The 24065-nt window shown below is 51.1% G+C and carries 21 protein-coding genes, 1 riboswitch and 1 other annotated feature; of the genes, 20 read left to right on the forward strand and 1 reads right to left on the reverse strand.

The annotated features are described in order from the left end of the window. The first annotated feature begins 46 nt into the window (after positions 1 to 46). The 15 genes from AC1DWB_RS19490 to AC1DWB_RS19560 all read left to right on the forward strand — a co-directional run bounded on the left by AC1DWB_RS19490 (position 47) and on the right by AC1DWB_RS19560 (position 18051). On the forward strand, positions 47 to 835 hold the full coding sequence (locus AC1DWB_RS19490; RefSeq protein ID WP_477542756.1) for an ABC transporter ATP-binding protein: 789 nt from the start codon (positions 47 to 49) through the stop codon (positions 833 to 835). A gap of 38 nt (positions 836 to 873) precedes the next feature. After that, the gene (locus AC1DWB_RS19495) at positions 874 to 1704 is read left to right on the forward strand and encodes an ABC transporter permease (protein ID WP_477542777.1); all 831 of its coding nucleotides are present in this window, start codon (positions 874 to 876) and stop codon (positions 1702 to 1704) included. Positions 1705 to 1766: 62 nt separating this feature from the next. Next, positions 1767 to 2729 (forward strand): aromatic acid exporter family protein, encoded by a 963-nt coding sequence (locus AC1DWB_RS19500; RefSeq protein ID WP_477542757.1) that lies wholly within the window; start codon positions 1767 to 1769, stop codon positions 2727 to 2729. A gap of 72 nt (positions 2730 to 2801) precedes the next feature. Continuing rightward, positions 2802 to 3368 carry an outer spore coat protein CotE gene (cotE, locus tag AC1DWB_RS19505; protein ID WP_477542758.1) on the forward strand — a complete coding sequence of 189 codons (567 nt, stop codon included), beginning with the start codon at positions 2802 to 2804 and terminating at the stop codon, positions 3366 to 3368. 141 nt (positions 3369 to 3509) lie between these two features. Further along, positions 3510 to 5093 (forward strand): putative amidoligase domain-containing protein, encoded by a 1584-nt coding sequence (locus AC1DWB_RS19510; RefSeq protein WP_477542759.1) that lies wholly within the window; start codon positions 3510 to 3512, stop codon positions 5091 to 5093. A 22-nt stretch (positions 5094 to 5115) separates the two neighbouring features. Further along, positions 5116 to 7797, forward strand: coding sequence for a DNA mismatch repair protein MutS (gene mutS, locus AC1DWB_RS19515; RefSeq protein ID WP_477542760.1), 2682 nt, complete (start codon positions 5116 to 5118; stop codon positions 7795 to 7797). A 57-nt stretch (positions 7798 to 7854) separates the two neighbouring features. After that, positions 7855 to 9381 carry a S41 family peptidase gene (locus tag AC1DWB_RS19520; RefSeq protein WP_477542761.1) on the forward strand — a complete coding sequence of 509 codons (1527 nt, stop codon included), beginning with the start codon at positions 7855 to 7857 and terminating at the stop codon, positions 9379 to 9381. Beyond that, the gene (gene mutL, locus AC1DWB_RS19525; RefSeq protein WP_477542762.1) at positions 9381 to 11306 is read left to right on the forward strand and encodes a DNA mismatch repair endonuclease MutL; all 1926 of its coding nucleotides are present in this window, start codon (positions 9381 to 9383) and stop codon (positions 11304 to 11306) included. The genes AC1DWB_RS19520 and mutL overlap by 1 nt, the downstream gene beginning before the upstream one ends. After that, positions 11306 to 12118, forward strand: a complete 813-nt coding sequence (locus AC1DWB_RS19530) for a class I SAM-dependent methyltransferase (RefSeq protein ID WP_477542763.1) — start codon at positions 11306 to 11308, stop codon at positions 12116 to 12118. Before mutL ends, AC1DWB_RS19530 begins: the two co-directional genes overlap by 1 nt. Then, positions 12108 to 13070: a tRNA (adenosine(37)-N6)-dimethylallyltransferase MiaA gene (gene miaA, locus AC1DWB_RS19535; protein WP_477542764.1), complete on the forward strand. Its 963-nt coding sequence runs from the start codon at positions 12108 to 12110 to the stop codon at positions 13068 to 13070. The genes AC1DWB_RS19530 and miaA overlap by 11 nt, the downstream gene beginning before the upstream one ends. Before the next feature lie 54 nt (positions 13071 to 13124). Further along, positions 13125 to 13361, forward strand: coding sequence for an RNA chaperone Hfq (gene hfq / locus AC1DWB_RS19540; RefSeq protein ID WP_477542765.1), 237 nt, complete (start codon positions 13125 to 13127; stop codon positions 13359 to 13361). A gap of 145 nt (positions 13362 to 13506) precedes the next feature. Further along, positions 13507 to 16026, forward strand: coding sequence for a transglycosylase domain-containing protein (locus AC1DWB_RS19545; RefSeq protein ID WP_477542766.1), 2520 nt, complete (start codon positions 13507 to 13509; stop codon positions 16024 to 16026). Between the two features lie 46 nt (positions 16027 to 16072). After that, the gene (locus tag AC1DWB_RS19550; RefSeq protein ID WP_477542767.1) at positions 16073 to 16816 is read left to right on the forward strand and encodes a peptidylprolyl isomerase; all 744 of its coding nucleotides are present in this window, start codon (positions 16073 to 16075) and stop codon (positions 16814 to 16816) included. Positions 16817 to 16843: 27 nt separating this feature from the next. Next, positions 16844 to 17380, forward strand: a complete 537-nt coding sequence (locus tag AC1DWB_RS19555; RefSeq protein ID WP_477542768.1) for a ribonuclease FAU-1 family protein — start codon at positions 16844 to 16846, stop codon at positions 17378 to 17380. Positions 17381 to 17388: 8 nt separating this feature from the next. After that, complete coding sequence (locus AC1DWB_RS19560) at positions 17389 to 18051, forward strand: YdcF family protein (RefSeq protein ID WP_477542769.1); 663 nt, start codon at positions 17389 to 17391, stop codon at positions 18049 to 18051. Here the strand turns inward: AC1DWB_RS19560 and AC1DWB_RS19565 are convergent. After that, a complete protein-coding gene (locus AC1DWB_RS19565) occupies positions 18048 to 18827 on the reverse strand; it encodes a GNAT family N-acetyltransferase (RefSeq protein ID WP_477542770.1) in 780 nt (259 codons plus the stop codon). The two genes, AC1DWB_RS19560 and AC1DWB_RS19565, sit on opposite strands and share 4 nt — an antisense overlap. Positions 18828 to 19026: 199 nt before the next feature. Here AC1DWB_RS19565 and AC1DWB_RS19570 point away from each other — a divergent pair, with 199 nt between their 5' ends. From AC1DWB_RS19570 to AC1DWB_RS19590, 5 genes are all read left to right on the forward strand, one after another. Continuing rightward, positions 19027 to 19995 carry an AAA family ATPase gene (locus AC1DWB_RS19570; protein ID WP_477542771.1) on the forward strand — a complete coding sequence of 323 codons (969 nt, stop codon included), beginning with the start codon at positions 19027 to 19029 and terminating at the stop codon, positions 19993 to 19995. A gap of 153 nt (positions 19996 to 20148) precedes the next feature. After that, complete coding sequence (locus tag AC1DWB_RS19575; RefSeq protein ID WP_477542772.1) at positions 20149 to 20811, forward strand: HAD family hydrolase; 663 nt, start codon at positions 20149 to 20151, stop codon at positions 20809 to 20811. Between the two features lie 43 nt (positions 20812 to 20854). After that, positions 20855 to 21124: a binding site (T-box leader), on the forward strand. A gap of 157 nt (positions 21125 to 21281) precedes the next feature. Continuing rightward, the gene (gene trpS, locus AC1DWB_RS19580) at positions 21282 to 22277 is read left to right on the forward strand and encodes a tryptophan--tRNA ligase (protein WP_477542773.1); all 996 of its coding nucleotides are present in this window, start codon (positions 21282 to 21284) and stop codon (positions 22275 to 22277) included. A gap of 32 nt (positions 22278 to 22309) precedes the next feature. Continuing rightward, a complete protein-coding gene (locus tag AC1DWB_RS19585; protein ID WP_477542774.1) occupies positions 22310 to 23131 on the forward strand; it encodes an SPL family radical SAM protein in 822 nt (273 codons plus the stop codon). Positions 23132 to 23208: 77 nt separating this feature from the next. Further along, positions 23209 to 23297: riboswitch (cyclic di-GMP riboswitch) on the forward strand. A 98-nt stretch (positions 23298 to 23395) separates the two neighbouring features. Then, on the forward strand, positions 23396 to 24065 hold a 670-nt coding region (locus tag AC1DWB_RS19590; protein ID WP_477542775.1), incomplete at its 3' end, for a GGDEF domain-containing protein.

Raw genomic sequence — 24065 nt, forward strand, 5'->3', positions numbered from 1 at the left:
CACTTTTTGGGGTAAACATCGGGGTAAAACATTGAGGTGAGCAACAATGAATGAAGCAGCCGTTATGCTGCAAGATGTGACTCATGTGTATGTGACCGACAAGGAGGCTTCCTTGGCCGTAGAACATATTGACCTAACCGTGAACAAAGGGGAGTTCATCAGTCTAGTCGGGCCGAGTGGTTGCGGGAAAACAACGATTTTGTCCATTATCGCTGGTTTGATCGTCCCTGCTTCTGGGATGGTACAGATCCAAGGAAAGCTGGTCAACGCGCCCTCCACACAAGTCGGGTACATGCTGCAGCAAGACTACTTGTTCCCCTGGCGAACGATTATGCAGAATGCGCTGCTGGGTCTGGAGCTGACAGATCAGTTGAATGCAAAGACGAAGTCACACACAGTGGATTTGCTGACAGAGATGGGGTTAGGTGCGGTGCTGCAGCACTACCCTTATCAGCTGTCAGGAGGAATGCGCCAGCGGGTGGCGCTCGTCCGGACACTTGCCACATCGCCGGACATCCTGCTGCTGGACGAACCATTCTCGGCCCTTGACTACCAGACGAGGCTGCAATTGGAGGATCTGATCTTTGAAACTTTGAAAGCACACGGGAAAACGGCGATTCTCGTCACGCACGATATCTCGGAGGCGATTGCTGTAAGTGATCGGGTCATTGTATTGAATAGCAATCCAGGAACCATTCGCAAAGAAGTATGGATTCCCGAACCAATCCGATCGATGCTGCCTTTCGAAGCACGAGAGCAGAAGGAATTCCAAGCAACATTCAAACAAATATGGCTGGAGTTCGAGCAGATGGAGAAGGGGAGGGAGGCAAGATGAGCATCGAACCGAATCGACCTGAGCGTACAACAGAAAGTATGACTCCTACAGAATCGGTGCGAGTAGAGCGGTCAGCCTGGTTGAACACGATCTATCAGGCCCATATACGTCAGAAACGAGCAGAGACCGGCTTCGTCTGGCTGACCCGCACCCTTCTCCTTATCGGTTTCTTCGGTTGCTGGGAAGCGGCTGGACGGATGAAGTGGATTGATATCCTGCTATTCAGTTATCCGAGCAAAGTCGTACATCTGCTGTGTGTCAAGTTGCTGGATGGCACATTGCTGCCGCATGTCGGAGCTACGGTCTTGGAGACAGCGGCTGGCTTCATACTCGGCACCTTATGCGGCACAGCATTCGCAACACTGCTCTGGGGCTCCAAGTTCCTGGCTCGTACGCTGGACCCGTTCATTGTCGTGCTGAACAGTATGCCGAAGGTAGCGCTCGGGCCGCTGTTCATCGTAGGAATAGGGCCCAACGTATGGTCCATCATTGCGACGACGCTTGCGATTACAGTGATCATTACAACACTGGTCGTCTACACCAGCTTCCGGGAAGTGGATGCGAACTATGTCAAAGTTGTGCGGGTATTCGGCGGTAGTCGGGCACAGACGTTCCGCAAGGTCATCTTACCTGCAGCTGTTCCTACGATTGTCTCCACACTTAAGGTGAATGTCGGGCTAGCCTGGGTGGGCGTAATCGTGGGTGAATTTCTCGTCTCCAAGGCTGGTTTGGGGTACTTGATCATCTACGGCTTCCAAGTGTTCAACTTCACGCTAGTCATTGGAAGCTTGTTCGTTATAGCGATTGTAGCTGCGATTATGTATCAGGCGGTTAATATGATCGAGAGGAAATTGGCGAAGAGACAGTGAACGGTTTGAAACACGAGCCCCCATAAGGTACCATAGAGGTTAAAAAAGATGGGGATGGAAGCATGGGGATTCGAGTTATCAAAACGGCCGTCGCAGCCGTTATCGCTGTCTACTTGGCCATGTTATTGTCTCTGCAATTTCCGATGTCAGCCGGATTGTTGGCCATATTGGGCGTGGAATCCACTATTCGCAAAGGGGTCGTCACCTCAGTCATACGTCTCGCCGCTTCCGTACTGGGTCTTATGCTTGCCGCTGTCATGATGAAGTTTTTCGGCTTCCACTTGTGGGTGATCGCACTCTACATCCTGCTTATTATTCCTGTCTTGAATCGTTCAAGGTTGAAGGATGGCTTGGCTACTTGTTCTGTAACCGTATTTCATGTGTTCTCCCTTGGGTATGCCGATCAGGAAGTGGTGGTGAACGAGTTGCTGCTGCTTCTGACGGGGTTAGGGACGGCAACTTTGATCAACATGGTGTATATGCCGAAGGCTGAACAACAGCTAATGGAGATACGAACGAAAACCGAGGATTTGTTCTCATCGATATTCAGAGAGATTGCTGCGCATTTGAAAAATCATGATTATGTATGGGACGGACGAGAACTGCTAGATGCCAGGGATACGATTCAGGAAGGGGCTGAACTGGCTAAGCGAGCAGGGGAGAACCGCCTGTTCCAGGAAGATCTATATTGGAACGCCTACTTCCATATGCGTGAGCAGCAGTTAGATATTGTAGAACAGATGATGGACTTGGTGGCGCAAGTATATGAGACGCTCGATCCAGGGCGGTCGACCGCAGCGTTATTCGAGATTCTGAGCGGGGATGTGAAGCAAGAAACGTACACAGGCAATTCCGAGAAGCTTCTGATTGAGCTGGAGCAACAGTACAAACAAATGCCTCTGCCGGCCAGCCGCTCGGAGTTCGAGGTACGCTCAGCCCTGTTTCAAATATGTCAATCGCTGCACCTCTATCTGAATATTGCGAAGAAAGAAAAGAAGCGACGTGGAAATGCTGTGCGTCTTTGAAAAAAATATGTCACCCTAGACGAATGTCCTGCATACACTTTATTGAATGATTGTATGGAGGAGGTTTAGAGGATGTCGACTAAAGATAGAGACACGCATTGCAGGGAAATACGTGTGAAAGCGGTATGCGGTAAAGGTCGTAAGTTTTCGCAGGTCACTCATACGATAACCCCGCCACATACACCGACGAGCATTCTTGGCGCTTGGGTCATTAACCATGAATATGAAGCGGTGAAGTCTAGTGACGGCGTCGAGGTAGTGGGTACTTACGATATCAACATCTGGTATTCTTACGACAAGAACCGGAAAACAGACGTAGCAAAAGAAACGATCTCATTCGTAGAAGTGGTTCCGCTCTCGTACCTAGATCCCAAACATAGAGCTTCCACGGTCGAGGTGTCTGCGACCGCAACGCAGGACCCGAACTGCGTGGAAGCTAATGTGTCGTCAGGTGGGGGCAGTGTATCCATTCGCGTGGAACGTGAATTCTTGTGCGAGATGGTTGCAGAGACTACGGTTTGTGTCGTCGTGTGTGAAGGCGGGTGCGACGATTTGTCGGAGAAGTCGATGGATTTCAGTGGGGATGAAGGCGACTTCGAAGATCTCGATCCTGATTTGTTAGATGATGAGCTCGACTAAGGTTTAGTTCATTATATGACGAATCCCAGGATTCGGCAGGGGGCGATAGCCCTCTTTTTTGTTTCAATTGGGCGCTTGTCGGGGGATGAATAAGCCTATTTATACACGGATTAAGCAGGATAAGCGGTGGAGGTGAAGAGCATGAGCGTCTTCTTGCTATATGCCGAGCAGGTTCATGTACGAAATCTGTTGGAGAGATTGGAGCGACATCACATTCCTCATGGAAGCAAAGCTCCTGTTTCGAACGAAAGTCAAGGAGCGATTATCGTATGGGGTGACGAGGTGTCGTCCATCCTGGCTCAGAGCGATTGGGTGCTGAATCATCCGTCGAACGTGAAACGTTGCACGAATGTGGAACGTATGGCGGAGCAGTTGAACTTGCATGGGATTGCGACAGCTTACACCAAATATGCCAGAAACAAGGATGGCGATTATTCGTTTCATTATCGGGTACCCGTGTTCCACCTGGAGGCGCTTACCTTATTCAGTGCCCAGTCCAATGCGGCGATTCGCCTGCGTATGCCGGTTACCGTCACATCACTTAGTGAACATGAGGCAACCCATCTCCGGTTCATGGAGCCGCCCAACAGGAGATCCGCAGCCCGTGACAGAGAGCCGCAGTCGTTGCGGAAGTTAGGGAGGCTTACCCCCATCTTCGTAGAAACCGGCTTGGAACGAATGGGCAAACGTGGTGCTTCGGCGGTACGGGAGGCGGTGAAAGCGTTATACGCCCTTGGACTGGATTACGGCGTCGTTGATGTCGTCTTTCCAGCGTCGGGTGAGCCGGAAATATTGTCGGTGATCCCTTATCCTGAGCTCGATGATCGCTTGGCAGAGCTATTCGCCGAAGCGATTGGTCGGTTCCAACGGGAGTACATTACGGCAAGTCAGCGACAAGAATTGCCCATTCTGGGCGCTGATCCGGAATTTCTAATCGCGGATAATGCCGGAACGATTGTGCATGCTTCCCGATATTTACCTAAGAATGGCTCCGCAGGGTGCGACGTATTGACGATTCGCGGTGTGAAACGTTTCCCGCTGGCGGAGTTGCGGCCGACCCCGACACCGGATCCGAGAAAGCTCGTGCGTCATATACGTCAGGCCATGCAGCTTGCCGCAGACTATATTCTCGATGATAGTCTGATTTGGGTTGCTGGCGCTATGCCAGCGAAGGGCTTCGCTCTGGGAGGACATGTGCATATGAGCCGCATCTGGTTGAACACCACACTGCTGCGGGCGTTGGACAATTATGTGGCGCTGCCCCTTGTGTTGGCGGAGGAGGCCAGATCTGTTCGGCGCCGTCCGCGCTACGGATTCCTGGGCGATTTCCGCCGCCAGAAGCATGGAGGCTTCGAATACCGCACGCTTCCCAGTTGGTTAGTCTCGCCGCGTCTGGCTAGAGGCGTGCTCGCTTCAACTGCGCTTGTCGCTACACATTATAAGGAGCTCACGCAACGTCCGCTTACTCATGCAGCCGTCCAGAGACAGTACTACGATGGGAGTAAATCCGAGCTGCTGCCGCTTGTCAAGTCACTGTGGAGCGATATGGAACGACTGCCTGGTTACCAAGCTTGGGCCGACTGGCTGGAGCCTTATAAACAGTCCCTCTTCGCGATGCAAGCCTGGGACGAACGCCGCGATATTCGGCCGTTGTGGAAAATCTCTCCCTTCGACGGGCAAGTTCACGATCCGACAATTCATGCTATAATAGGAACCGAGAAATGAATGTTGCGGGTGGAGGAGAACGATGACGAAGTACACGCCGATGATTGAACAGTATTTGTCCGTGAAGGAGCAGGCGAAGGACGCTTTTTTGTTCTTCCGGCTGGGCGACTTTTACGAGATGTTTTTCGATGATGCTATTAAAGCTTCTCAGGAGCTGGAAATTACATTAACCGGCCGCGAAGGCGGACAGGAAGAACGCATTCCCATGTGCGGGGTCCCTTACCACGCGGCCGAGAATTACATAGCAAGACTGGTTGAAAAAGGGTACAAAGTGGCGATCTGCGAGCAAGTGGAAGATCCCGCTACGGCGAAGGGCGTTGTGCGCCGAGAAATTGTGAAGATCGTTACCCCAGGTACCGTCATGGACGGGAAGACGTTGGGGGAAGCCAAAAATAACTTCATCGTCTGCGTGTCCGCCGTCGAGCGGACTTTCGGGCTGGCCGCTTGTGATTTGACGACAGGAGAGCTGTTCGTCACGTCCATTGAAGAATCACTCGATGCCTTGATTGATGAGATGAACGTCTACTCCCCATCGGAATTGCTGGGCAACCCGGATGTGTTGGATCGGATGAGACAGAATGAGTGGACACAGCCTTCGGCCAAGTTATTGACTGATTGGGAAGTTGTGGCCAATAGTCAGCTCATGCATGAGCAATTCCCGGATAGGGCGACTGACTCGCTGGAACCGGCTCGTTACGAGGCGGTCGCCCTGCTAATGGGTTATCTTAGTGAAACTCAGAAAAGAGCGCTAGCGCATATTACCGACGTCCAAGGGTATGAGCATCGGCAATACATGACGCTTGATCCATTTACCCGTCGCAATCTGGAGCTCGTGGAGACCGTGCGTGAACGTACGAAGAAAGGTTCTCTGCTCTGGCTGCTAGACCGTACGGTAACTTCAATGGGCGGGCGGCTGCTTCGTCGTTGGGTGGACAAGCCTCTCATGAATCGTGGGAAAATCGAAGAGCGACTAGAAGCCGTCGATTGCTTATACAATCAGTTGATTGTACGGGAAGAATTGAGACAGCAGTTGAAGGACGTCTATGACTTGCAGCGGCTTGTTGGCCGTATCGCCTATGGCAATGCGAACGCCAGGGATTTGCAGGCGTTACAACTGTCGCTCGAGCAAGTACCGTCGATTAAGCATACTTGTCTGACTTCCGGATCGGCAACGCTTAGGGAGCTAGGGCAATCACTCGATGAATGCGGCGACTTGCGCGATCGGATTGCCTCCGCCATTGTGGACGAGCCCCCGGTATCGACGCGAGAAGGCGGGTTAATTCGGGATGGATTCGACACCTACTTGGATCAACTGAAGGAAGCGAGTACGAACGGGAAGCAATGGCTAGCCGAGCTGGAGAAGCGGGAGCGGGAGTTGACCGGCGTGAAGTCGCTGAAGATCGGCTTTAATAAAGTGTTCGGCTACTACTTGGAAGCGTCGCGCAGCAGTGCCAACAGTCTGCCGATGGATCGCTACGAGCGTAAGCAGACGCTTGCGAATGCGGAGCGCTATGTGACCCCTGAGCTGAAGGAGAAGGAAGTTCTCATTCTGGAAGCGGAGGAGAAGATGGTTGGCCTGGAATCCGAGCTGTTCTTACAGCTTCGTCTGGAGGTAGCCGATCAGTTGAAGCGGCTGCAGCAGCTGGCGGAAGCGATCGCCGCGATCGATGCGCTGCAGGCGATGGCTGCTGTAAGTGCGGCATATCGGTACGTAAAGCCGGAGTTGTGTGACGAGCGCGACGAGCTGCTGATCGAGGAAGGTCGGCATCCTGTTGTGGAAGCGATCTTGAAGAACGGAGCCTTCATGGCGAACGATACCCGCATGTCCGAGGAGGATGGGCATGTACTGCTCATTACGGGTCCGAACATGGCAGGGAAGAGCACCTATATGCGCCAAGTAGCGACCATCTGCATCATGGCTCAGATCGGCTGCTTCGTTCCAGCCACTGCAGCGCGCATTCCGATCACAGACCGTATCTTCACGCGGATCGGCGCGGCAGACGATCTTGTTGGCGGTCAGAGCACGTTCATGGTAGAGATGATGGACATCCAGTCGATGACCGCGAAGGCCACATCGCGCAGCCTTGTGATCATCGACGAGCTCGGACGCGGCACATCGACCGGGGAAGGGATGGCGATCGCGCAAGCGGTCATCGAGTATCTTCATGACCGTGTCGGCTGCCGTACGCTCGTCTCGACGCACTTCCATGAGCTGGCGCATCTGGAGGAGACGCTCGCCAGCCTGCGCAATTACTGCATGGCCGTGAAGGAGAGCGGCCAGCAGGTCACGTTCCTGCGCCGGCTGATCCGCGGTGCGGCCAGCACGAGCTACGGCATCTACTGCGCCCGCATCGCCGGGCTGCCGGGCCCTATCATCGAGCGGGCTTACAGCCTGCTCGGTGATTTTGAAGCGCGGGCCGCCCTGCGGCTGGCCCGCGAAGAGGCTGCCGCCGGCTCGGCCCAGGCCGACGCCGGCGTAGCCGTTGCCGCCGCCGCGGAGCCCCCTGCGGGGGACGCGGCGGTGCAGTTGAGCTTGTTCGGCGAAGCTCCGAACAAGCTCTCGGGCGCCAAGGCGAAGCCGAGGGGCGAGGCGGCCGCGGAGAAGCTGCTGGAGCAGCTGCGGGCCGCCGATCTGATCAACATGACGCCGATGCAGGCGATGAATTTCTTATTCGACTTGAAACAGCAGACGCAGGACAAATAACTCAGCTGCGGCTGAGGCCGCGTCGAAATTGCTTGGAACTATGAGGAGGAAGATGGAATGAACTTAGCAGGGACGATTCAGAGGACGCGGATCGGATTAAGGCTAGCCGCCGTATTCGCACTAGGCTGCGGGGTAACAGCCGGAGCGCTCATACCGCAAGCGGTTTATGCGGCCGAAACCCAGGACGAAGCTTTAACGCGACTGGGAGAAGTATATGACACACTGAAGAACAACCACGTGAGCGGCGTGACTGACGAGAAGTTGACAGATGCGGCCATCCAGGGAATGATCGCCTCGTTGAAAGATCCGTACACGGTATATTTCACGAAGGAACAATATGCGCTCTTCAATAACGAATTGGGTATGGTCTACGTTGGCATCGGCGCCAAGCTGTCGCAAGATGAGAAGGGGACGCGTATCGTAGAAGTATTTGCTGGCAGTCCGGCAGAAGAAGCAGGTCTCGTGTCAGGGGATTACATACAGGAAGTGAACGGGAAGAGCATGATGGGCTTATCGCTCGAGAATATTACCGGCGTTGTGAAGGGCCCCGAAGGAACCGGGGTATCTATCACGCTGCTCCGCAAGGACGACAAGCTCAGCACGATCCAACTGACACGCCGTGCCATATCCGTACCTTCCGTTGTAAGTCAAGTATTGGACGATGGGTCAGGGTACATGCAAGTAACCGGTTTTACCGATACGACAGATGAACTGTTCGCTGCTCAGTTGGAGCAGTTGAAGAAGAAGTCCATCTCACGACTGATCGTCGACCTTCGCGACAACCCAGGCGGTGTATTGGAGACAGCTCAGCATATTGCCGAGCAGTTCATTCCGGAAGGGACATTGATCCATACGAAAGACCGGAATGGAGTGGACAGTCCTGTCCTGCTGAAGGGCGGTAATACCGTGGCAGTCCCTGTCGTCTTTCTCGTGAATGAGAGCAGCGCGAGCGCTTCCGAGGTGCTCTCCGGGGCGTTGCAGGATTATGGGAAAGCGAAGATTGTCGGAACCCTGACTTATGGGAAAGGTAGCGTACAAAGCATAGTCATGCTATCATCCGGTGCAGCAGTCAAGGTCACAATCGAACAATATTTCACCCCTAAGGGCAAGCCGGTCAATCATGTCGGCATTACACCGGATGTTCAAGTAGAAGGAGCTACGCCTCAGTTCATTACCGCCTTGCGAGAAGCGGGCAGTGCGGCACTGAATGTTAAGATGGACAAGGACAACGTGAAAGTCAATGGGCTGGCCATGGCGGACAAGCTTGTTCCGTTGCAATTGTCCGGTCGCTTGTACGTACCAGCACGGTTATTAGCGTCCATGGTGGGGGGCAAGATTGTCTGGAATGATCAACAACAGGCGATTGAGATCGCCACAGGTACAACAAGTGTAGATGGCGCTACAACTGCCGGATCAAATGCAACGGTATCCTACGGAGCAGACAGTGGAATGATTAATCGTGATGGTGTAGGTTTGATCGACGTAGCAGAGTTCCAAAAGCAATTTGCTCAGCTGACTTGGGAGACTAGTGGAGATCAGGTTGATCTGCATGTCCAGAAGGAAGCAGGAAAGGAGAGTCGCTGATGGGAATTATACGCGTTCTTGACGACCATGTAGCGAATCAGATTGCCGCAGGTGAAGTGGTGGAGCGACCGGCTTCGGTCGTCAAGGAGCTGGTGGAGAACGCGATCGACGCAGGAAGCACCCGAATCGATGTTCAGATTGAGGAGGGCGGACTGGATCTCATTCGGGTAACGGACAACGGTTCCGGGATGGAGCCGGAGGATTGCGAGTTGGCTTTCAGTCGGCATGCTACGAGTAAGATCGTCGGAGGGAAGGACTTGTTTCAGATTCGCACGCTCGGCTTCCGAGGCGAGGCGCTCCCCAGTATTGCAGCAGTGTCCAGGGTCGAGTGTACGACAGCCAACGATACATCAGGCCTCGGACGCAAGCTGACGATAGAAGGCGGGACTGTTCGAGCGTTCGAAGAGACGGCTGCTGCGAGAGGAACTTCTTTTACAATCAAGGATTTGTTCTATAACACGCCGGCTCGCTTGAAATATATGAAGACGATCCAGACGGAGCTCGGGCACATATCCGATTATATGTATCGGCTTGCTATGGCCCATCCGGGAATTGCCTTCAGCTTGCGACATAATGGCAATGAACTTTTACGCACATTGGGAAATGGTGATCGGCTGCAAGTCATTGCAGCTGTCTACGGGACGTCTACTGCGAAGACGATGCTTCTAGTTGAAGGTGATCATCCTGATTATCAACTGCAGGGGTACGTATCGAAGCCGGAATTGACCCGCGCTAACCGTCAGGCGATCAGCTTATTCCTGAATGGACGGTTCATTCGTAACTATGCCTTGAATCATGCCATACTGAACGCTTACCATACGTTCTTGCCGATTAACCGATTTCCGATAGCGGCGCTTAGCATCCGGATGGATCCGGAATTGGTCGACGTGAACGTGCATCCGTCCAAGCTCGAAGTGCGCTTCAGCAAGGAGTCTGAGCTCATCCAGTTTGTGGAAGGGTGTATTCGCCAGACGCTGCAGCAGCAGGTGCTAATTCCACAAGGGGGTAAGGTAACACCATCGAGCGTCATACGCGAGCAGGTCGTGCAAGAGCGGATGGAGTTGTATCGACCAACAGTGGAAATGACAGACCCGTTCGCTGGAGCTCAGAAATCACCGATGCCCCAGACTGTGGAGTCTATGCAGCCATCTTTGGCTCAGCAAGCCACTCCTCAAGTGGATAGGCCGTCTGTATCCTATTCAGAAGTTCGGAAGGATAACGATTCATCCGCTGTCAAGGTCCGATCTTCCGTCCCTGTGCCTCCCGTCAGCTCGCTGCCATACGATAAAATCAAGGAAATGCTGCCAGATCCGACGCCCGAATCCGCACCAAGCTTACCTGAGTTCCCTAAGCTGGAACCGATCGGACAGATGCACGGTACATACATCGTAGCGCAGCACGAGCGTGGCTTGTATTTAGTCGACCAGCATGCCGCTCATGAACGCATTCATTACGAATATTATTATGAGAAGTTCGGTCAGCCCGCACAAGCGAGCCAAGAGCTGCTGCTGCCGATCACACTTGAGTTTACTTCATCTGACGCCGGAGCTATAGAAGCGAAGCTGCCGTTATTCGAGCAGGTCGGCGTTTACTTGGAACCGTTCGGAGGGAATTCCTTCATCGTTCGCGCCTTACCGCACTGGTTTCCACCGAATGACGAGAAGACGCTGATCGATGAAATGGCCGAATGGGTGCTTGCTGAAAAAAAATCGGTAAATTTGTCCAAACTAAGAGAGAAGGCCGCAATCATGTGCTCCTGCAAGGCGTCGATCAAAGCGAATCAGAGCTTATCGATTCCAGAAATCGAAGCGCTGCTGGACCGATTGGCTGCTTGCCGCAATCCTTATACGTGCCCGCACGGCCGTCCGATCGTAGTCAGCTTCTCCACATATGAGTTGGAAAAAATGTTTAAGCGGGTGATGTAGTGTTCGTCGTAACGACTTCCCATACTCCTTCGGCGGAATCGATTGCGGCATCCAAGCGGATTGCAGCGGAATGGGGCTGTCGTTGGGTTCCGCGCGAAGGAAAGTCTATCCGCAAAATGCTCGATTCGTATGGAGCTTCACCTATCCTGCTTCAGGCGGACGATCAATTGAAGCTCTACATGGGACTTGATCACGAATTAGACCCAGCCGGTACTGAACCGGCTCCGATGTTTTTCCACCCGAGCATGTCATTCGTACGTGTGAAACGTCTTCTGCAAGGAGAAGGAGATGCCTTGATGGAATGTGCAGCTGTACAGCCGGGAGACACGGTTCTCGATTGTACGGCCGGACTGGCCTCGGACTCCATCGTGTTTTCCTTCGCGGTAGGCTCGACCGGGCATGTAACGGCAATCGAGAGCGAGCCTGCGCTGCACATTCTCGTTCGTGAAGGGTTAGCGAACTACAAGACACATCTGCCGTCTTTCAATGAAGCGATGCGCAGAATTGAAGTGAAGCAAGGCGACCATATGCAGATATTGGAGCAGTTGCCCGACCGAAGCGTCGATATCGTCTACTTCGACCCGATGTTTCGCAGCCCGATTCACGATTCTAGTGGATTGCAGCCGTTACGACGACTAGCGAATCATAATCCTTTATCCGAATCGACGATCTTGCAAGCAAGACGTGTGGCCCGCAAACGAATCGTGCTCAAGGAGCATCGAGACAGTGGTGAATTCGAACGGCTCGGCTTCGAGCGCTGGGTCCGTTCCGGAACCAAAATTGCATACGGAGTGATACCCATTGAACCATAAGCCTGAGCTGCTAGTCCTTGTCGGTCCGACTGCGGTAGGCAAGACGAATCTTAGTCTTGATATCGCCGAACGATTCGGCTGCGAGATTATTTCCGGTGATTCCATGCAGGTGTACCGACGGATGGATATCGGCACGGCCAAAGCACCGGAAGCCGAGAGACGCGGCATCCCTCATCATCTGATCGATATCCATGAACCGGATTATCCGTTCTCTGTTGCTGAGTTCCAGGAGAGAGCCCGCACCCTGATTCAGGAAATTCATGCCCGAGGCAACTTACCGTTTATCGTAGGTGGAACTGGGTTATATATAGAATCGGTCTGTTACGATTTTCAATTCAATGAAGCCGGTTCGGACGAGGTGTATCGGGAGCAGCTTGGCGTATTTGCTGACGTACATGGCGAAGAGGCCTTGCACGATCTATTGAAGGAGGCAGACCCACAATCTGCCGAACGTATTCACCCTAATGACCGGAGAAGGACGATACGTGCCTTGGAGGTCAAGCATTTATCAGGGGTCTCGTTATCGGAGCAGCAGGCGGGTCAGACAAGGGAATCTCCTTATGAGACGATCTTGATCGGATTGACAATGGACCGTGACATGCTATATAACCGAATAGAACGGCGAATTGATCAAATGTTAGAAGCTGGCCTGATCGAAGAGGTGCGGAGTCTATTGGCGGAAGGCTGCGGACAAGGTCTCGTATCGATGCAAGGATTGGGGTATAAAGAGATTGCCAAGTATATTGAAGGCGAGTATTCGCTAGAGGAAGCGGTCGAATTGCTCAAGCGGAATACGAGAAGATTCGCGAAGCGACAGCTCTCGTGGTTTCGTAGAATGAAGGAGATTCATTGGGTGGAACTTGCAGATGGATCAAATTTTTCCGAGCAATTGAAAATAATTAGTGATATAATAACAGGAAAGTTTCTTTCCCGTAGAGAATATAATTCGTAAGCGGCGCTAACCTTGCGGAAGCGATCCTATTCAGACCAATTAGGGGGTTCCATTATGAACAAATCGATCAACATTCAAGACACTTTCTTGAATCAATTGCGCAAAGAAAGCATCGCCGTAACCGTCTACTTGACCAATGGATTTCAAATTCGCGGGTACATTAAGGCATTTGATAATTTTACCATTATTATTGACAGTGAAGGCCGTCAGCAAATGGTATATAAGCACGCGATCTCTACGTTTACCCCACAACGTCCAGTATCGCTTATGCAGCAGGAAACTTCCGAATAATGGAAGCTGATTAGCGCTGGAACGGGCGAAGTTGAAACTTTTCTAGAGCCGCCTACGTTAATAACGATAGTGCACAGAGCAACCCGAACCTTAAGGGTTGTTCTTTTACTTCTAAGGATTTTAGCGAGAAAGGATGTCGAGAAGGATGACTGTACAAGGAAAATCCGATCGATCAACCACCAAACCGAATAAGAAGCGCAAGAAGTTTAACAAGAAGAAATGGTTCATCTGGTTGTTGGTCTTGATCATTCTGGGGGTCGTCTGCGCGATGGTCGGGTATATGATCATCTTGCTTAGCGGCGAGAAGCAATACGAAATGAATAAAGATAAAATGGAGATGTCGGAAGCGGCAATCTTCTATGATGTCACTGGCAAAGAAGTATCGACAATGGCTCGGGAGAATCGTGAAGTCGTAACGATGGCAGAAATGCCGGACAAGTTGCCGCAAGCATTCGTCGCTACCGAAGATAAACGATTCAGCGAGCATTCCGGGATTGACTTCTTCTCGATTGGACGTGCGATTGTGAAGGATGTCATTAACCGCAGTGCTCTCGAAGGCGGCAGTACAATTACTCAACAATTGGCCAAAAATATGTTTTTGAACGCCGATAAAACGATTTTCCGTAAAGCTACCGAGGCGTCGATCGCTATTGCCTTGGAAAATCACAAGACGAAAGATGAGATTCTTGAGATGTACTTGAATCGCATCTATTTCGGAAATTCAGCATGGGGCGTGAAAGCAGCGGCCAAAAAATATTTTGGCATTGCAAATCTGAAAGACTTGAAAATTGCAGAGATCGCTACCTTAGCGGCCATTCCTAAGGCGCCGAGTAACTACAACCCACTGGACAATCCGGAGAAATCAAAGGAGCGTCGCGGGGTCGTACTTCAATTGATGGCTGAACAAGGCTACATTACGGACAAAGAGAAGACCGATGCGTTGGCTTACAACTACGTGGCACCTCCGGTTTCGGCGAAGAAGGATTACGTAACGTTCCTGGACTTCGCGGTGAATGAAGCAATCGAGAAGACGGGTCTGACGGAGGATGAACTTCTGCGCGGCGGGTATCAAGTGTATACGACGATGGATGCCAATGCCCAGAAAGTCGCGGAGACGGCTTATGCGAATCCGGATTTCTTCCAGAAGGATGGACCGGAACAAATCATGCAGAGCGGGATGGCGATCCTGAACAATAAGGATGCCGGTATTGTCGCGATGATCGGCGGTCGGGACTACAAGACGAAGACTTGGAATCGGGCGATCAAGCCACGCCAGCCGGGTTCATCATTCAAGCCGATTGTAGAGTATGCCCCAGCGCTGGAGATGGGATATAACCCTTACTCAATGTTGACCGATGAGAAGCTGTCTTATGGCAGCTACAGCCCGAACAACTGGGACAATGTGTACACCGGTCAGATTACGATGATGAAGGCGATTGAGAAATCAGCGAATGCTCCCGCCGTGTGGATGTTGAATAAGATTACAGTTAGTAAGGGGATGGCGTTTGCTGAGAAGTTGGGGATCACGTTCACACGCCCGCAGGATGTGAATTTGTCCATTGCCTTAGGGGGGATGACGAATGGAACCTCACCTTTACAGATCGCCAGGGCATATACAGCGTTTGCTAATAACGGACAGTTGAATGAGAGCCATGCGATTGTTAAAATATTGGATAAAGACGGGAAGGAAAAGTATAAATTCAAAGGAGATAAGCCTGAGCAAGTCATGAGCGCCAAAAACGCTTATTACATGACGACTATGCTCAAAAATGCTGTTGATGTAGGAACCGGAGCGAGTGCCAAGATGAACCGTCCGGTTGCCGGGAAGACGGGATCGACACAGTTGGACTTGAAGGGGTTCGAACAGTATTACCGCGATGTCTGGTTCGCCGGGTATACGCCAGAATGGACCGCTGCGATCTGGATGGGCTTCGACACGACAGACACCAAGCACTTCGTGAACGGCGGCAGCGGACGTCCGGCCGCGCTGTTCAAGGAGATTATGTCCAAGGCTCTGAATGGACGTACTGTCGTGCAATTCCAGAAGCCGAGTGGCGTTCCTGACTTGAGTGAACCGCCTCAAGGTATTACCGATTTGACAGCTACCTATAACAAGGGCGACCATTCGGTGAAACTTAGTTGGACTCCGGTTAAGGGGAGCAATATCACTTACAAGCTGTTCCGTAAAAGCTCCAAGGACGCGTCTTACGGAGATTCGCTTGGATTGGCAACAACGTTGTATGAGGACTTCACTGTCAAGCCTGGCGAGACGTATCAATTCTACGTAGTGCCGCTCAATATGGACAACAACCAGGAGGGTGCCAATTCGAACGTTGTTACGGTGACGATTGAGGAGTCTTCTGGGTCTGACGGGAATGGTGGCAACAAACCCGGGAATGGTAATAATGGCAATGGCAATGGAAATAATGGCAACGGGAATGGTAACGGCAATAACGGTAACGGAAATGGCAATGGCAATGGCAATGGATCTGGCAACGGCAGCGGGCCAGGAGCGACCCCTACTCCCGGTGGTGGTGGGACCGGCAGCACTAAGCCGACCCCAACTCCAACACCAACTCCCAAGCCGACTCCGACACCCACACCAACGTCAACTCCTGTCGGAGGCCAGCTGCCAAGGCCTACAATAACACCGCAGGTGAGATAATGGATTGTCAAAATCACTATTTTATTGAAGGAACAGGTGAACAAGAATGAACTCAATGTTGAAACGAATCGGATTACTGCTCATGATTACAGCGGTATGTGTGTCCATTGCCGCTTGCGGTTCTAAGCCGCAACCGGACGATGGTAAAACTAGCGGTGCAGGTGGCAACACAAGCACGAATGGTGGGAAGTCCGCTTCCCCGACACCGTCTCCGACTGCTGCTCCAACTGCAACGCCTGGAGCTACACCTGCAAAGAAGACATGGACTTCAGCTCCAACTATGACGATCGATGCCAAGAAATCGTATGAGGCCACCTTCGAAACGTCCAAAGGGTCGTTTAAAGTAGCTTTATTCGCTGAGAACGCCCCCAAAACAGTGAACAATTTCGTATTTTTATCCAGAGAAGGTTTTTATGACAACGTCGTCTTTCACCGGATTATGAAATCCTTTATGATCCAGTCGGGAGACCCAGCAGGGACCGGTGCAGGTGGACCGGGCTACAACATTCCAGACGAGCTTAAGAGCCCCTATAAGTATGAGACGGGCATCTTAGCAATGGCTAATACAGGACAGCCTAACTCAGGAGGCAGCCAGTTCTTCATATGTACAGGTGAGCAGTGCAGCGGATTGAATCAATCTCCGAACTATACGATCTTTGGTAAAGTATCCGAGGGACTTGATATCGTGCAGACCATTGCCTCGACTCCTGTTAAGGCCAGCTCTCGTGGGGAAATGAGTGTTCCAACTGAAGAAGTGAAGATCAAGAGCATAACGATCAAGGAGAAGTAATTCCAGATTGGGAGGGGATGAGCGTTCGTGATACGTAAATATGCGGATCGCGCCGATTGGACAAGAATATTGGAGCGAAGGTTCACTGTCTACTCCAAGCAATCGATCGGTTTCAGCGGGCATATGACGCTATTAGAGATGATTCGTGTGAGAGAACCGCTGGTTGTCAACTATAACAATCGCCCAACACGGATTGTAGATAACGGCTATAAGTGGGTGCAGCACTTTCCGGAGCATGCCAGCTATGTGCTGACTTCCGTATATGATGAGAAGGACTGTATTGTGCAGCGATACATCGATATATGTAAGCAACAGGGGATTTCGGATCAAGGAATCCCTTGGTATGACGATCTGTTTCTGGATATTGTTATGTTTCCATCCGGTGAGCTCTATTTGCTCGATCAGGAGGAGCTGGAGGAGGCGCGCCAGCAAGGGATCGTGAATGCCGAAGATTACGAACTAGCCTGGTCGACTGCCAGGATGGTTATGGAGGAGTGCCGCAAAGGGTCATTCGACTTGACACTCGTCGCGGACATGCATCTGAATGAGTGGTTAGAAGTATGAGGAAGCGGATGCCAATACATTACGGAACGGTAACCATCTCTAATCGGAGAAGAAGACGCAGAAAGTTATCTCTGTTCATTCGACTAGCCATTGTCTGCCTAATCGTTGGTTGTTTGTGGGTAGCCTATATCCAGTACAAGATTCACACCGTTCCGGAAACAGCCCCGAATGGGCGTGCAGATGTGGGCATCGTGCTTGGAGCTTCCGTATGGAACAATGAGCCGAGTCCGGCGTTACGGGAAAGGCTGGAGCGTGCTCTCTCCTTATATCGCAATGGTCAAGTCGCACATCTTATCGTGAGTGGTGGAATGGATCACAACGGCTCGACGATCACAGAAGCGGAAGGAATGCGCAATTATTTGGTTCGAGAAGGTGTTCCGGAGCAAGCTGTTTCGTTGGAACCACTCGCCCGGAGTACATATGAGAACGTACTGTTGTCACAACAGATCATGACCGCAAAAGGATGGACAAGCGCTATTCTGATCACGCATACCTATCACGCTGCGAGAGCCTATGATATTGCTCGTTTCCTGGACATGGAACGTACGAAGGTTTCCTCCATGAACTCCCAGGTCATGTGGATGCCGTGGCACAAAGCGAGAGAAACGCTAGCCTTCACGAAATGGGAGATGGATAAACTGCGTTTTACGATAAACGGGAATCGTCCTTAACCTACGGATGAAGTGCGAGTGCGATAGTGATAGCTGAATACCGGTTCGAATCCGAGTTTGCAGTACAATTGCTGGGCGGTCTCGTTAGTCGCTAGAACCTGTAAGTATATGTAGCGGGCCCCATACTGGGAACTCCATTCCATAAGGGTGCGAATCATTTGAAGTCCAATGCCTTGTCTGCGAGAATGAATGGCCGTTGCTATGTTGATAAGGCCTGCCCATTCTCCTTCAAGTATAGCCGTTCCTATCCCGGCAGCTTCAGCAGACAGATCATGAGCAAGTGCGAATACTTTGGGAGCCTGAATCCGATCCATCATCTGCTGATAGGCTTCTGTACGGCTTGGTGCGAACTGTTCGATATTCATAAAAGCCGCAGTCCATTGAGGGGTTGCTGTGTCAGTGAGCGAGTAGCTATAAGGGATTGGATCACCAGATGACATAATCTTGGAGACAGTATCAACGCTGGCGACCATAACGATCGACTCCATCTCTTTCTCATAGCCCAACCTTTCCAACATACCGTCCAGCTCGTTCGGACTTGATGCACCGATCTGATACCGAGTCGGAAGGCTGTGCGATGCGTAAAATGTATCGATTCGCTCCATCCAGTCCGCTGTTCGAGGGAATTGTCCGATCGTAAGTACACTGTTGGAACGTCTGGAAGGTAATTCGGGGTTAGCTCGCAGCAACCATTGTTCTAGCGCCTCGTTATGCTGTGCAGGCCATGTGTTGGCGGCAATTCGTTCCAATTGTGCAGTATTGTCCAGTTGAAGCATTTGGGCAGGCCTCCTTTATAAAATGTTATTTCGCATCATTATACATATCGATGAATAAATATTCAATAGTTATAATGAAAATCATTTGATCAAACGAGCCGGGCTGGGACATCCCTGGCTTGTTTTTTTTGAAAAAAACATTCATAGGACAAGGCTGAAACCGGTAAAGTAGTAGTCAGAGGGATGAGAGGTGAATTCATTGAGTAGTCGTGTTGTTCCTACAGAATCGAAAGCCGGCTCGAAGTCATCCAGACAAATCAATGTAGTGCTCCGCCACGCCAATCCTACTGCGCCACTTGATCCTGAACAGCCGGCTTCCGCCAATCGGGCGATTACCGGAACAGGTCCCTTTGCGGAAATTATGAAAGATTTGGATCGTATGGTCGGGCTGGAGCATGCCAAGGAACTGATCTATGAAATATATGCGCTTCTGCAAGTCGGACAATATCGAACGGAAGCAGGACTTCTGTCCAACCCACAAGTGTACCATATGATATTCAAAGGCAATCCTGGAACCGGGAAAACGACGGTAGCCCGTATTATCGCCAAGCTGTTCCAATCGATGGGTCTGCTGCAGAAGGGGCACTTGATCGAAGTGGAACGGGCAGATTTGGTCGGAGAGTATATCGGGCATACGGCGATCAAGACCCGTGAGCTAGTCAAGAAAGCGATGGGTGGCGTGTTATTTATAGACGAAGCGTACAGCCTGGCACGGGGGGGAGAAAAAGATTTCGGCAAGGAAGCGATCGATTGTCTGGTGAAGTCGATGGAAGACTACCGGGATCAATTCATTCTCATTCTTGCCGGTTATCCGGATGAAATGGAGCAATTCCTGGCGACGAACCCTGGCCTGCCCTCGCGATTCCCTATTCAGCTGGATTTCGAGGATTATAGTGTGGATCAGTTGTTGCTCATTACCGAGCAGATGACGAAGGAGAAGGATTATGTGCTTATGCCGCAAACCGTGGCGAAGTTGAAGCAGCATTTGGCTGAGGAGAAGATTGCGTATTGGCGCTCGTTCAGTAACGCCAGATATGTAAGGAATCTGCTCGAAAAGTCGATCCGTCACCAGGCGGTGCGTCTAATGGGCCAGTATACATCGGTTCCTTCCAAGCAGGAGCTGATGTCGATTCGTCCTGATGATCTGCGTTTAAGCCCCACAAAGTGAAGCGAAAATCTTCGAAGCCTATGCCTATTACTTTGCGGGGACCCCGATACTCAGCCCCACAAAGTGAGGTGAATCTCCTTAACTCTGCCCCCTCGAGGGGTTATTTTTATTGTATACTGGACAAGTAGACAAAGAGGATGGGAGAGAATTAATATGTGGCGTGCAGTCGTATTTGACTTCGATGGATTGATTCTGGATACGGAGACGAATGAGTTCAAAGCGTTCCAGATGGTGTTCGAGGAGCATGGTCATCAGCTGACCTTGGATCGCTGGTCCGGTTGCGTGGGGACCGATTTATCGGTATACAATCCCTATGATCATTTGGATGAGTTAGTCGGGTTTGCCCTAGACAGGGAACAAGTCCGCAGCATGCATAAGGCTAACTTCGCACGATTTATGGAGAATGAGACTGTACGGCCAGGCGTTGTGTCTTTCTTAGAAGAAGCGCAGGCGCTCGGACTGCGAATCGGACTGGCTTCGAGTTCATCCCGAGCTTGGGTTACTGGCCACTTATCGCGAATAGGGCTTATGGATTATTTCGAAACGATCCATACGAAGGACGATGTGGCGAAAGTAAAGCCCGATCCGGAGCTGTATATGCGTGCAGTGAACTCATTAGAGGTACAACCATTCGAGACAGTTGCCTTCGAGGACTCACCGAATGGAGCATTGGCCGCTCATCGCGCAGGCTTGAATTGTGTGATCGTGCCGAACTCGGTAACGGAAACACTGCCTTTCGGAACACATAATCGGCGGATCGCCTCCATGGCAGATCATTCGTTATCGGAATTACTGCAGCAACTAAGATCATCTTGATAATGAGATCCGTTTGGTATACAATTGGCTGTAATTTCAATATAACTATGCAATGAGGAAGAAGAGTAAGCAACATGCAATCTATAGAGAGCTGATGGACGGTGCGAATCAGTGATTGGGTGGTGTTGAATGGGCTTCTGAGCATCCGAACCGAAGGCGTCTGATAGTTGGCGCACGTAGGCTTCGGCGAATGTCTCATCGTTACAAGAGACACGTATTCGGCGGTGATGCACGATGACCAGCCTGATACGATGAAGCGGGTCCGAAGCATCGGGCCAATCAAGGTGGTACCGCGGGGTTTCCCGTCCTTTTATAAGGACGGGAGCCCCTTTTTTGCGTACAACGATACTAATGACTCAATAGGAGTGTGACGGCAATGAATGAAGATTGGCGATGGCAACCGCAGGTGAATTGGCTAGGGAACAAGCATGGAAAGCGTGGAATACAAACAAATAAATGGAGGGATTTCGATGGCTAGACAAACACTTGTATCCGGCATACGATCGACGGGAGAGCTGCATCTGGGTAATTATTATGGCGCGTTAAAAGGATTATTGGACGTTCAGGAGACGTACGACGCTTCGTTCTTCATTGCGGATTTGCACAGTCTGACGACACATCCGAAGCCGGAGAATATGACGAAGAACGTAATCGAGATTGCCAAGGATTACTTGGCGGCCGGCCTTGATCCACACAAATGCACATTCTACGCACAGTCTTCATTAGCCCCCGAGTTGGCAGAACTGCATATGTACTTGAGCATGATGATGCCGCTCGGAGAGCTGCTACGCTGCCCGACCTTCAAGGAAAAGGCCAAGAAGCACCCTGATAATGTGAATTATGGCTTAGTGGGGTATCCCGTGCTCATGACAGCTGATATTCTAATTCATAAAGGCGAGTATGTGCAAGTAGGAGAAGACCAGCTTGTGCATCTGGAGATCGCAAGAACGATCGTGCGTCGATTCAATCAGCTGTACGGACACGTCTTCCCCGAGCCTCAACCGATGATAGATCAAGCGGTCCGAATTCCGGCGCTGACGGGTGAAGGGAAGATGAGCAAGTCAGATGCAGCGGATTCTTATATCAGTATGAAGGACGATCCTGAGTTGATCGGTCGGAAGGTGAAGAGAGCTTATTCGGATCCGACGAGAACACACCGTGAGCTTCCCGGTACTCCGACTAAGGAAGGTTGCAACGTCTTTCATCTGCATACGTATTTCACAGTAGGCAATCTCACCCCAACTGTGGTGGAGCCATGCAGGAACGCACAGATTGGCTGTGTACAGTGCAAGTCATTATTAACGGAATCGGTTGTGTCGATCGTCGAACCGTTCAGGCAGAGGCGAGAACGATTGACAGATGCTGATGTTCGAGACCTGTTACTCTACGGACGGACCAAAGCTCGTGAAACGGCTCAGCGTGTCATCGGCCAAGTACGTGATGTCATGGGATTTCATATGATTTGAATGGTTAATACTGAGAGCAAGGAGAGATACAGATGAATGCTACGATTCGCACAGTAGTCCCCAAGCAAGTTCTAACTCCTACTGGAGGATACTTAACCGGCTATAGTCATACGCTGAATCCCTATGCAGGATGCGCTTTCGCTTGCTCTTATTGCTACGTACGCCGGATGCCGGTCTCCTTATTCCGCCAAGAGCAGTGGGGGACATGGGTGGATATTAAGGAGCAGGCGGCTGAGCAGCTAGCTCGTGATATGCGGAAGGCGAAGAAGAAAGGCTCGGTCACGATATTCATGTCCAGTGCAACGGACCCTTATCAACCTGCCGAAGTGAAGGCGAAGGTAACACGATCATTACTTGAAGCGATGCTCGTTTCACCGCCTGACTTCCTGTTCGTGCAGACACGCAGTCCACTGGTGACAAGAGATATCGACTTATTCGCTCAATTCGAAGACCGAATTCGGGTAAGTGTGACAGTTGAGACAGATCGAGAAGACGTTCGCAAGGCGTTCAGCCCCGCGGCTCCTCCAATTGCTGCACGGCTGAAAGCGTTAAGGCTGCTGCGGGATGCAGGTATACCTGCGCAGGCAGCGGTTTCGCCAGTGCTCCCAAGCTCGGATACATTCGCGGATACGTTGGCTTCGGTGACAGGGCGTGTATGCCTCGATGATTTCTATATGGGAGACGGTAGTGGTGGGAAACGAACACAATCTTTGCGGATCGGAGACATCTTTCAACAGCTTGGGCTGGAATCTTGGTTTGAACGGGACGCATATATGCGTGTCCTGGATTTATTGCGGAGTCGGTTCGAGGAAGGGGATTTGCTAGTAAGCCGAGAAGGCTTTTTACCAAAATGATGAAAATAACACTAGGAAACTGATGAGTTTCGTGTTATAGTGAAGTAGTTAAAAAGAACTACCCGATAGTCCTATATACCGATAAATGGCAAACTTGCCGAAAGGCAAGGACGCAAAGCCTCAGGTCTAAGGTTCTACCAAGAACTATGATAGCTGGGTTGCCGATGAAAACAGAATGTTGTTTTTTGATGCAAACCCAGCTATTCCGATTATTGGAATGGTTTTTTTTCGTTTTCAGATTTTCCGACGAAAGGAAGATCGGTTATGATGAAACCTTTAATTAAATTGAATTGGCGGTCATTGTTCCCATATGAGCGTCTGGAAATATTCCTTGGCCCGCTGGCGGTGTTCGCCTCATCATGCGCCATCGCTGCGAGTTACACGCAATGGAATGATCTCCTCCTCTCCTTGGTGTTCTCGATCAACTTGCTGTTCCTGGTTCGATTTCGGTCGAGCAAGATGACTTCATTCGTATTGTCTGCAACAGCGCTGCTATTGTTGTTATTCGTATTGCCGGTAGTGCCGCTGCACTGTTTCCTGCTCATCCTATACCCGCTGCTGCTGCTCATTGCTATTATCAATACGAGTCCGATCGTTCCTTTTGTAGCAGGTTTGCTGTCGTCCACGTTATTTTTTATCCGGTATCAGGGACTTATGGAAGCAGAGGAGCTGTGGGCGAACGTATTCGCCATCTTGTTGAATGTCCTCGTGTCTTCCTTGCTAACCCATATGATGCGTAATCTGATCAAAGAGAGAAACGAATATAAGCACCTCTCCATGATTGATTCGCTCACAGGCCTGTCTTCCTTGCAGCAAACCTTGTTATTCGGGCAACAATTAGTCGAGAAAGGGAACAAGGTACGGGTGTTGTTAATTGATCTGGATCACTTCAAACAAATTAACGATACATATGGACATATGGTGGGCAATAAAG

The organism is Paenibacillus sp. P4_E11 (assembly GCF_056401635.1).

Coding starts and splice junctions, on each gene's coding strand:
- AC1DWB_RS19565 (WP_477542770.1), bottom strand. CDS start 18,827: ATGCTTCAACTGGACAATACTGCACAATTGGAACGAATTGCCGCCAAC.
- AC1DWB_RS19510 (WP_477542759.1), top strand. CDS start 3,510: ATGAGCGTCTTCTTGCTATATGCCGAGCAGGTTCATGTACGAAATCTG.
- AC1DWB_RS19550 (WP_477542767.1), top strand. CDS start 16,073: ATGAACTCAATGTTGAAACGAATCGGATTACTGCTCATGATTACAGCG.
- AC1DWB_RS19560 (WP_477542769.1), top strand. CDS start 17,389: ATGCCAATACATTACGGAACGGTAACCATCTCTAATCGGAGAAGAAGA.
- AC1DWB_RS19500 (WP_477542757.1), top strand. CDS start 1,767: ATGGGGATTCGAGTTATCAAAACGGCCGTCGCAGCCGTTATCGCTGTC.
- AC1DWB_RS19520 (WP_477542761.1), top strand. CDS start 7,855: ATGAACTTAGCAGGGACGATTCAGAGGACGCGGATCGGATTAAGGCTA.
- AC1DWB_RS19495 (WP_477542777.1), top strand. CDS start 874: ATGACTCCTACAGAATCGGTGCGAGTAGAGCGGTCAGCCTGGTTGAAC.
- mutL (WP_477542762.1), top strand. CDS start 9,381: ATGGGAATTATACGCGTTCTTGACGACCATGTAGCGAATCAGATTGCC.
- AC1DWB_RS19575 (WP_477542772.1), top strand. CDS start 20,149: ATGTGGCGTGCAGTCGTATTTGACTTCGATGGATTGATTCTGGATACG.
- AC1DWB_RS19585 (WP_477542774.1), top strand. CDS start 22,310: ATGAATGCTACGATTCGCACAGTAGTCCCCAAGCAAGTTCTAACTCCT.
- AC1DWB_RS19545 (WP_477542766.1), top strand. CDS start 13,507: ATGACTGTACAAGGAAAATCCGATCGATCAACCACCAAACCGAATAAG.
- cotE (WP_477542758.1), top strand. CDS start 2,802: ATGTCGACTAAAGATAGAGACACGCATTGCAGGGAAATACGTGTGAAA.
- mutS (WP_477542760.1), top strand. CDS start 5,116: ATGACGAAGTACACGCCGATGATTGAACAGTATTTGTCCGTGAAGGAG.
- trpS (WP_477542773.1), top strand. CDS start 21,282: ATGGCTAGACAAACACTTGTATCCGGCATACGATCGACGGGAGAGCTG.
- AC1DWB_RS19490 (WP_477542756.1), top strand. CDS start 47: ATGAATGAAGCAGCCGTTATGCTGCAAGATGTGACTCATGTGTATGTG.
- hfq (WP_477542765.1), top strand. CDS start 13,125: ATGAACAAATCGATCAACATTCAAGACACTTTCTTGAATCAATTGCGC.